Below are 5,080 nucleotides of genomic sequence, written 5' to 3'. Positions count from 1 at the left end.
TCTGGCGCTAACGGCAGCGGTAAAACCAGCCTGCTGGAAGCCATCCATTTGCTTGGCCTTGCCCGCTCGTTTCGTAGCGCCCGGCTGCTGCCTGTTATTCAGTATGAGCAGGAAGCGTGCACGGTTTTTGGCCAGGTTGAATTAGCTGAAGGGGGACAGAGCAATCTTGGGGTTTCACGGGATCGTCAAGGCGAGTTTCAAATTCGTATCGACGGGCAGAACGCGCGCAGTGCGGCGCAACTTGCTGAGGCGCTGCCTTTACAGCTCATTAACCCCGATAGCTTCCGCTTATTAGAAGGCGCACCGAAAATCCGTCGGCAGTTTTTAGATTGGGGTGTGTTCCACGTGGAACCTCGGTTTATGCCGGCCTGGCAGCGGCTGCAGAAGGCCCTGCGGCAGCGAAACTCATGGCTGCGGCATGGTACACTTGACGCCGCTTCGCAAGCCGCCTGGGACCGCGAATTGTGCCTGGCCAGCGATGAAATTGATGGCTACCGGCGCAGTTATATTCAGGCGTTGAAACCGGCCTTCGAGACGGTTCTTAAGGAACTGGTTGAGCTCGAGGGACTTACCCTCAGCTATTACCGAGGCTGGGATAAAGACCGCGATCTGCAGACGGTGCTGAGCACTACGCTGATGCGAGACCAACAGCTCGGTCATACCCAAGCCGGTCCGCAACGGGCGGATTTGCGATTGCGACTAGGCGCTCATAACGCCGCAGAAATTCTTTCGCGGGGCCAACAGAAGTTAGTGGTATGTGCCCTGCGAATTGCCCAAGGGCATTTGGTTAGTCAGGCACGACGCGGCCAGTGCATCTACCTGGTGGACGATTTGCCGTCTGAGCTAGACGAGCATCACCGGAACGCGTTGTGCCGTTTATTAGAAGATTTGAACTGCCAGGTATTTATCACCTGTGTAGACCATGAATTGTTGCGGGGTAGCTGGCGCACGGATACGCCGGTTTCCATGTTCCACGTGGAACATGGTTGTATCACCCAGACCCACGACCATCGGGAGTGAAGGCATGAGCGAAAATCAAACGTACGATTCGTCCAGCATTAAAGTGCTGAAAGGCCTGGACGCCGTACGCAAGCGGCCCGGTATGTATATCGGCGATACCGATGATGGTAGCGGTCTGCACCATATGGTTTTTGAGGTGGTCGACAACTCCATCGACGAAGCCCTTGCTGGGCATTGCGATGACATCAGCATCATCATCCACCCTGACGAATCCATCACCGTGCGCGACAACGGCCGCGGTATTCCGGTGGATGTGCATAAAGAAGAAGGCGTTTCCGCAGCCGAGGTCATCATGACTGTGCTGCATGCTGGCGGTAAGTTCGACGACAACTCGTACAAGGTGTCCGGTGGTCTACACGGTGTGGGTGTCTCCGTAGTAAACGCCCTCTCCGAGCTGTTGCTGCTGACTGTTCGCCGTAGCGGCAAAGTCTGGGAGCAGACCTATGTCCACGGCGTCCCGCAAGCGCCGATGCGCACCGTGGGTGATACCGATAAAACCGGTACTGAAATTCACTTCAAACCCTCTGCAGAAACGTTCCAGAACATCCATTTCAGCTGGGACATTCTGGCCAAGCGCCTACGCGAGTTGTCGTTCCTAAACTCCGGTGTTGGTATCGTTCTCAAGGACGAGCGCAGCGGCAAGGAAGAGTTGTTTAAGTACGAAGGTGGTCTGCGCGCATTCGTTGAGTATCTAAACACCAACAAAACTGCCGTCAACCAGGTGTTCCACTTCAACGTCCAGCGTGATGATGGCGTGGGTGTTGAGGTCGCGCTGCAGTGGAACGATAGCTTCAACGAGAACCTGCTGTGCTTCACTAACAACATTCCTCAGCGCGACGGTGGTACTCACCTGGCGGGCTTCCGCTCGGCGCTGACGCGTAACCTGAACGCCTACATCGAGCAGGAAGGTCTGGCCAAGAAGCACAAGATCGCCACCACCGGTGACGATGCCCGCGAAGGTCTAACCGCGATCATTTCGGTAAAAGTGCCGGATCCAAAATTCAGCTCGCAAACTAAAGACAAGCTAGTTTCCTCCGAGGTGAAAACCGCGGTGGAGCAGGAAATGGGCAAGTATTTCTCCGACTTCCTGCTGGAAAATCCGAACGAAGCCAAAGCCGTCGTCGGCAAGATGATCGACGCTGCCCGCGCTCGTGAAGCCGCCCGTAAGGCGCGGGAAATGACTCGCCGTAAAGGTGCGCTGGACATCGCCGGTTTGCCCGGTAAGCTCGCCGACTGCCAAGAGAAAGACCCTGCCCTTTCCGAACTGTACCTAGTGGAAGGGGACTCTGCTGGCGGCTCCGCCAAGCAGGGACGTAACCGTAAGACCCAAGCGATTCTGCCCCTCAAGGGTAAGATTTTGAACGTGGAACGCGCACGTTTTGACCGCATGATTTCGTCGCAGGAAGTCGGCACGCTGATCACCGCCCTCGGGTGCGGTATCGGTCGTGAGGAATACAACATCGACAAACTGCGCTATCACAACATCATCATCATGACGGACGCCGACGTCGACGGCTCGCACATCCGCACGCTGCTGTTGACCTTCTTCTTCCGCCAACTGCCTGAGCTGGTAGAGCGCGGCTACATCTATATCGCCCAGCCGCCGCTGTACAAAGTGAAGAAAGGCAAGCAAGAGCAATACATCAAGGACGACGAGGCCATGGAGGAATACATGACCCAATCGGCCCTTGAAGATGCCAGCCTGCACGTCAACGAAAACGATCCAGGTATCACCGGCGAGCCGCTAGAGAAGTTGGTCAACAACTACCGCATGGTAATGAAGACCCTCAAGCGTCTCTCGCGTATCTACCCACAGGAACTCACCGAGCACTTTGTTTACCTGCCTGCTGTATCGCTGGATAACCTCAGTGACCAAGCCGGTATGCAAGCCTGGCTGGAGAAGCTCAACGAGCGTCTGCGCACCATGGAGAAGTCTGGCCTGGTGTACAAAACCAACCTGCGTGAAGACCAGGAACGCCACCTGTGGCTGCCGGAAGTCGAATTGATTTCCCACGGCGTCTCCAACTTTGTCACCTTCAACCGCGACTTCTTCGCCAGTAACGACTACAAAACCGTTACCACCTTGGGCGAGCAGCTCAACAGCTTGCTGGAAGAAGGTGCCTATGTGAAACGTGGCGAGCGTAAGAAGCCGGTGGTTACCTTCAAAGAAGCCCTCACCTGGCTTCTGGCCGAAAGTACTAAGCGTCACAGCATCCAGCGCTATAAAGGGCTGGGCGAAATGAACCCGGACCAACTGTGGGAAACCACCATGGACCCGGATGCACGCCGCATGCTGAAAGTGACCATCGAAGACGCCATTAGCGCCGACCAGATCTTCAACACCCTGATGGGTGATGAAGTGGAACCGCGCCGTGACTTTATCGAAGCTAACGCCTTGGCGGTGTCGAATCTGGACTTCTAAGCCCGGTTTCAGCCCCACAAACAAAAACCCCAGCACAAGGCTGGGGTTTTTGTTTTAAGCGTGTAATACGCCCTCCGTGGCGCGTACCAATGGCCCGTTACTTCAGACCCAACGCATTACGCATGGTGAAGTACAAATCCGTCTGATCAGTCAGCCCCGTCACGTTAGCCGCATGCGGGCCATAGGCGGCCACGCGCAGTTGAGTACCGGTGTGTTCCTGCGAGGAGCCTTCCGAGTTGCCGTAGCTGACCGCCATCACCGCACCATCTTTGGTGTTCAGTGCTTGTGTTAGACCAGGTGCGGAAGTTTCCAGCGCCACAATCTGGCTGGAGTGCGCGTGGTCAGCGGTGACAATAACCAGGGTGTTGCCGTCGGCTTTGGCGAAGGCCAAGGCCATTTGTACCGCTTCGTCGAGGTCGACGGTTTCGCCGATCTGGCCGCAGGGGTTGGCGGCGTGGTCTTGTTTGTCGATGGAGGCGCCTTCTACCTGCAGGAAGAAACCATTGCGGTTGTCTTTGAGCAGGTCGATGGCTTTGACGGTCATCTCGGCCAGGGTTGGTGTGGCGGCCGTGCGTGCGCTGTTCTTCTGGCAGGTAACCGGCGCCTGAGTGAGGTTGCCGTGGTAGGTCGCAGTCGGGCCAATCCAGCGGGTGGGCATATTGCCGGGGGCGAACAGACCGATCACCGGCTGCTTCTGGTTGGCGGCGCGAATTTTCTTCAGCGATGCCGCGTCTTCTACTAATACAAAACCACGGGCAGCAGCTTGCTCGCGCAGGGTTTTGCCCTGCCATTTACCGGCTTTGGCGACTTCGGCGAAGGTTGTGGCGCCGCCACCCAATGTCACGTCAGGACGGGCGTTGAGCAGTTGTTCGGTGATAGAACCTAAGCCACCTTTCTCCAAGGCATTGCTTGGGCACTGCGCACTGGTGGCGACCGGGCCGTAGCATTTTCGTGCGGTTACGTGGGAAATCAACGCCGCTGGCGTGGCGTCTTGCAGCTCGGCCGTGGAGACGTTACCGGTGGCCATGCCGCGCAGTTTGGCCAGCTCCAGAATGGTCTGGTGAGGCTTTTCGTGGATATCCACACCCAGGGCACCGTTGTAGGTTTTAACGCCTGTGGACCAAGCTGTGGCGGAGGCCGCCGAGTCGGTCACGTAGTCTGGTTTGCCGGTGTCTTTATGCAGGGCGTAGTGGGTGTATTGGCCGGTCAGCGGCAAGGCGTCGATGCCTTTGAAGTAACCACCCGCCCCTTCGGCGTAGTTTCGAGCCAGGGTAATCTCCGAATCGCCCATGCCGTCGCCGATCAGCAGAATGACGTTTTTGGCTTTACGGTCGGAAAGCGAGGCTTTGATCGAATCGGTCAAGTCACGGCCTACGCGGCGGGCGCCAGCATATTCGGTGATGTCGCCACGGGCTTCGCGGTTGTATAGGCTTTTGCTGACCTTTTCGTCATGGTCATGGGCTGAGCTGATAGAGGAAAACGACAGCAGGGCAGCCGAAACAGCGATCGACAATGCAACAGGCAAGGCGGTAGTCATCTGAAGAAGTCCTTATGCAGATGGGCAAGAACAGGAGGGCTTCTCGCGACTACTGCCAGCAATCTGGACCGACGAGAATTCAAGCAAACCGAGAGTAGGGT

Annotated in this window: 3 protein-coding genes; 2 read left to right on the top strand and 1 reads right to left on the bottom strand. The window is 56.7% G+C overall.

Annotated features, from left to right (window positions below; translation table 11 throughout):
* The coding region (gene recF / locus AAAB16_RS03095) for a DNA replication/repair protein RecF (RefSeq protein WP_340662016.1) at positions 1-1,020 on the top strand (1,020 nt) is incomplete at its 5' end.
* Positions 1,021-1,024: 4 nt separating this feature from the next.
* The gene (gene gyrB / locus AAAB16_RS03090; protein ID WP_340662015.1) at positions 1,025-3,442 is read left to right on the top strand and encodes a DNA topoisomerase (ATP-hydrolyzing) subunit B; all 2,418 of its coding nucleotides are present in this window, start codon (positions 1,025-1,027) and stop codon (positions 3,440-3,442) included.
* Positions 3,443-3,539: 97 nt separating this feature from the next.
* Here gyrB and phoA read toward each other — a convergent pair whose 3' ends face one another.
* Positions 3,540-4,979, bottom strand: coding sequence for an alkaline phosphatase (phoA, locus tag AAAB16_RS03085; protein WP_340662014.1), 1,440 nt, complete (start codon positions 4,977-4,979; stop codon positions 3,540-3,542).
* Between the last annotated feature and the right edge of the window lie 101 nt (positions 4,980-5,080).

Origin of the sequence: Pseudomonas sp. (assembly GCF_037994325.1) — a bacterium.
Classification (GTDB): domain Bacteria; phylum Pseudomonadota; class Gammaproteobacteria; order Pseudomonadales; family Pseudomonadaceae; genus Aquipseudomonas.
Note: the sequence above shows the minus strand (reverse complement) of the source record. Positions and strands in the feature narration are given on the sequence as shown.

Bases quoted from the DNA above. Each gene is read 5' to 3' on its own strand.
- gyrB (WP_340662015.1), top strand. From the start codon at position 1,025: ATGAGCGAAAATCAAACGTACGATTCGTCCAGCATTAAAGTGCTGAAA.
- phoA (WP_340662014.1), bottom strand. From the start codon at position 4,979: ATGACTACCGCCTTGCCTGTTGCATTGTCGATCGCTGTTTCGGCTGCC.